A 229-nucleotide genomic window follows, 5' to 3' on the forward strand; every position below is an offset into this window, starting at 1 on the left:
GTGGTCAGCGCGACGATCTGGTTGGTGGTCAAACCGGACACGGCGGCGGTGCTCAGCGCGGCGATCTGGTTGGTCGACAGCGCGGCAACTTGTGCCGTGGCAAGGCCCACCAGCTGGGCGCTGCGCAAGGCGGCAACGTTCGCGGTGGTCAGGCCGACGATGTCGGCGGTCTCGATGGCGCCGATGGCGTTGCTGCTCAGCGCCGCAACCTGGGCCGAAGCCAGGCTGC

1 protein-coding gene is annotated in these 229 nt (G+C 69.4%); it reads right to left on the reverse strand.

Annotated elements, in window-relative coordinates; all coding sequences use genetic code 11:
* Positions 1–229 (reverse strand): hypothetical protein (locus KVP70_RS33970; RefSeq protein WP_217946820.1); only part of this gene is annotated, 229 nt, incomplete at both ends.

Source organism: Duganella violaceipulchra (genome assembly GCF_019166075.1).
In the GTDB taxonomy this organism is placed as follows: Bacteria; Pseudomonadota; Gammaproteobacteria; order Burkholderiales; family Burkholderiaceae_D; genus Rugamonas; species Rugamonas violaceipulchra.